General features: G+C 40.4%; 3 protein-coding genes. All 3 read left to right on the top strand.

The features are described from left to right. Nucleotides 1-165 precede the first annotated feature (165 nt). The 3 genes from glyQ to FJR05_RS20605 all read left to right on the top strand — a co-directional run bounded on the left by glyQ (nt 166) and on the right by FJR05_RS20605 (nt 4,103). Nucleotides 166-1,044 (top strand): glycine--tRNA ligase subunit alpha, encoded by an 879-nt coding sequence (gene glyQ, locus FJR05_RS20615; RefSeq protein ID WP_168645847.1) that lies wholly within the window; start codon nt 166-168, stop codon nt 1,042-1,044. Between the two features lie 99 nt (nt 1,045-1,143). After that, a complete protein-coding gene (locus FJR05_RS20610) occupies nt 1,144-1,620 on the top strand; it encodes a DUF4079 domain-containing protein (protein WP_168645846.1) in 477 nt (158 codons plus the stop codon). A 104-nt stretch (nt 1,621-1,724) separates the two neighbouring features. Next, entirely contained in the window at nt 1,725-4,103 is a 2,379-nt protein-coding gene (locus FJR05_RS20605) for a ComEC/Rec2 family competence protein (protein ID WP_168645845.1), read from the top strand. The last annotated feature ends 93 nt before the right edge of the window (nt 4,104-4,196 follow it).

Genomic DNA, 4,196 nt, shown 5'->3' with positions numbered 1-4,196 from the left:
TCGCTTCGCTTCAGGCACTTATTTAATATATCGAACTTGCTTTGCTTTGTCAACTACTTTTTTAAACTTTTTTTGAATTTGTTTTTTATTCGTCTGAAAACTGCTCACTATGCTGGGTTTAGTCCACAATGGGTTAGGAATTGTTGACTCAAGGAAAAGTAGATAGTGAATTTTCAGTCGGTAATAGCGATATTGCATCAGTTTTGGGGACAGCGCGGCTGCTTGATTGCCCAGCCCTATGATATGGAGAAAGGCGCGGGTACTAAAAATCCCCATACTTTTTTAAGGGCTTTGGGTCCTGAGCCTTGGGCTGTGGCTTATGTTGAACCTTGTCGTCGTCCTACTGACGGACGTTACGGCGAAAATCCGAATCGGTTTCAACATTATTATCAATATCAAGTTTTGATTAAGCCGTCACCGGACGATATTCAGGAAATTTATCTGGATTCTCTACGGGCGCTAGGGATTTGTCCTGAAGACCACGATATTCGGTTTGTGGAGGATAACTGGGAAGATGCGACGGTGGGGGCTTGGGGTACGGGCTGGGAAGTTTGGTTGGATGGGATGGAAGTTACTCAATTTACTTATTTCCAGCAATGTGGCGGTATTGATTGTCGTCCGGTGTCTATTGAGATTACTTATGGTTTGGAGCGATTGGTGATGTATCTCCAGCAAGTGGAGGCTATTACTAAGATTCAGTGGACGGATAATCTTACTTACGGAGATGTTCATCTTCAGGGTGAGATTGAACAGTGTACTTATAATTTTGAAGCGTCAAATCCTGAGATGTTGCTGACTTTGTTTGGTTTATATGAGCAGGAGGCTAGTCAATTAACGGAACGAGGGTTGGTTTTACCTAGTTTGGATTATGTGATTAAGTGTTCTCATGCTTTTAATTTACTGGATGCTAGGGGGGTAATTTCGGTGACGGAACGGACTCGCTATATTACTAGGATTAGGCATTTGGCGAGGAAAGTGGCTCATTTATATGTTGAGCAAAGGGAAAAACTAGGTTTTCCGTTGTTGAAAGATACGGTTAGTTGATCAATAGCGATCGCTATTGATCATAAAATTTTTTAATCCTCCCCTGCACGGGGTGGAAATACAACAAAAGTTGATGTTAAAAATAGTGGTGTGTGTCAGATGATAAATGTAAGTGCATTTTTAGAACCGATTGCGGGTTGGTTTCGTTCTCTGGGCGTTCCTGAAGCGGTTGTGCATTGGGGACATCCGGCGATGATGGGAATTGTGATTTTTGTGATGGGGACTTTTGTGGGAGTGACAGGTTGGCGTGGTAAGTTGCTGGAGAAGGATGCAGCAATTCAAAGTCGTAACGCCCATCGTCAATTAGCTCCTTGGTTGTTTGTATTTTTGGCAGGTGGCTATACTGGTGGGGTTTTGTCGTTGGTGATGCAGCAAAAACCATTGTTTGAAAGTCCTCATTTTTGGACTGGTTCGCTGGTGTTGATACTGTTATTGATTAATGGTGTAATTTCTCTGAGTGGATTTTTTGGAGATAAGGCTGGGTTGCGTGTGGTTCATGCTTATTTAGGAAGCACAGCACTTTTGATTATGTTTGTTCATGCTGTTTTAGGGTTTAATTTGGGGATTTCTTTGTGATGTTGTGATTGCCAAAGTTGCTAAAGATGAATTATATCTTTCCCAAGCAGGTTAAATATTTATGCGGTATTCTCTGAACTGGGTGCTTTGGCAATTAAATTTTTATGATGCAGACGAGTGGAATAATTATCTGTCTTAGTTATATTTTGGGTTTGCTGTTTACGGCTATTCCTTGGGGTGGTTTGTGGATTCTGTTGTTGGGTGTGGTTGGGGCGGTTTTCTTTCGCCGGATATATGCTAATCTGCGGAAGTTTGCTCTGAAAAGAGAAGGTGCTGTTGGCAAAACTAAGACGGTTATTAATAACTGGATAGGTACTCCCCATCCGAGAATATGGTTAATTGCTGGTGTCGTGGGTTTGTTGGCTAGTGTTTATTGGCAATTGCGCGTTCCTCAACCGGGAATTAAGGATATTAGTCAATTTGCGGCTGGGGATAATAGTAATCTTGAACAGTTGGTGATTGTGCGGGGGGTGGTGGATAGTAATCCCCGCGTAACTCGTAGTCAACGGGGACAATTTTGGTTAGCTGCGACTCAGTTGGATGAGGTGAAGAATGATAGTAAGGTGCTGCTGGAAGCTGGTGAAAAGCCTATGGGGATTCCCAAGGGGGTAACGGGTAGGTTATATGTAACGGTGCCGATGTTGCAATCTACTGGGTTATATCCTGGACAACAAATTGCGGTGACTGGATTTTTGTATAAACCGACTGCGGCTTCTAATCCGGGTGGGTTTGATTTTCAGAAATATCTGCGACAGGAAGGGACTTTTGCGGGTTTAATTGGTAGGCAGATTAATATTTTGGATGATGAACATCCTTGGGGATGGTGGCAAGTTCGTGAGAAGATTGGGCGATCGCAAGCTCGGTTATTAGGTGTTCCTGAAGGACCTCTTGTCAGTGCGATGGTGTTAGGTAGTAAGGCTGTTGATTTACCTTATGATATCCGCGATTTATTTGTTAAGGCAGGTTTAGCTCATGCTTTGGCTGCTTCTGGGTTTCAAACTTCTCTAATTTTGGGTGTGATTTTACAACTCACAAAACGTGCGAATAAAGCTACGCAGATTTCTCTTGGTGGTTTGGGATTAATTACTTTTTTGTTTTTATCAGGGTTTCAAGCTGCGGTTTTAAGAGCGGTAATTATGGGTTTTGCCGCTTTGGTGGGGTTGGCTTGGTCAAGAAATGTGAAGCAATTGGGATCTTTGTTGATCGCGGCAACTTTATTATTGTTGTTTAATCCTTTGTGGATTTGGGATTTGGGTTTTCAATTGAGTTTTTTAGCGACGCTGGGGTTAATTGTAACTGCATCATCAATCACGCAACGTTTAGATTGGCTACCACCTGCGATCGCTTCTTTAATTTCTGTACCTTTAGCAGCAACAATATGGACTTTACCCCGACTGTTAGAGTTTTCTAGTGTTATTCCTATTTATAGTGTGCCTCTAAATATTCTAACAACACCATTTATTTCTGTGATTAGTATTGGGGGAATGATCAGCGGGTTGGTAAGTTTGATTTCTCCAAATTTAGGTGGTACTTTAGCCAGTTTTTTATATTACCCTACCCATTGGTTGATTCAAATGGTGGAATTTTTTGCTAATTTACCAGGCAGTTTGGTGGCGGTTGGGAGTATATCAATTTGGCAAATGTTGACTATCTATATTTTAATTATTTTAGCTTGGTTGGTCAAATGGTGGCAAAAACGTTGGTGGTTTGCGGGTTTAGTGGCAGTTGGTTTGGTGCTTGTTCCTGGTTGGCATTCTGCTAATAATTTGGTGAGAATTACTTTGTTAGATACTAGAACTGAACCTGTTTTAGTAATTCAAGATCGGGGGAATGTTGCGGTAATTAATGGGGGAAATGAAGGCACGGGGAGATTTACGATTTTACCATTTTTGAGACAGCAAGGGATAAATCAGATTAATTGGGCGATCGCTAGTAAGTTTACAGGTTATACTAATGATGCTTGGTTAGAAATTATGCAAAGTTTACCAATTAAGAATTTGTATGAATATACTCCCAAGTTAGAAGATAATATTGGAATTCAATTACTGCAACAGCAACTCCAAAAACAGCAAGGAATCTATCAAAATTTAGCACTTGGTCAACTTATAAATAATGCCACAATGACAGCACAATTAATTAATGATCAAGTGCCGATTTTAAAATTACAAATTTTCAATCAGAACTGGTTATTAGTAGGTAATATTAAGTCTCAACAAATTGCAGAATTGGTTAAAAGTGGGGATTTATCTTCTCCCCAAGTGTTGTGGTGTCCACCAGAATCTTTACAAGATTTAGTTTTAGCACTCAAACCACAGATAGCTATCTCTCCTGCTAATAATCTAGATAACAAAACATTATCTTCATTAAGTAAAGGAGAAACAAAACTTTTCTTTACTGGTAAAGATGGTGCTATTCAATGGACACCCAATGGGAATTTTCAAACCTTTATTCAAACAACAGAAAATAAATCTTCTGTTTTGTAACAGAGTTTTTTTCGCGCAAAGACGCAAAGAAAGAAAGGGATAAAACCTATTGTAAAAAGTTGAAACCCACATTCCGCAGATGTGACTCAGATT

Origin of the sequence: Dolichospermum sp. UHCC 0259 (genome assembly GCF_009711935.1) — a bacterium.
Lineage (GTDB): Bacteria > Cyanobacteriota > Cyanobacteriia > Cyanobacteriales > Nostocaceae > Dolichospermum.
This window is presented reverse-complemented; position numbering and strand designations above follow the sequence as displayed.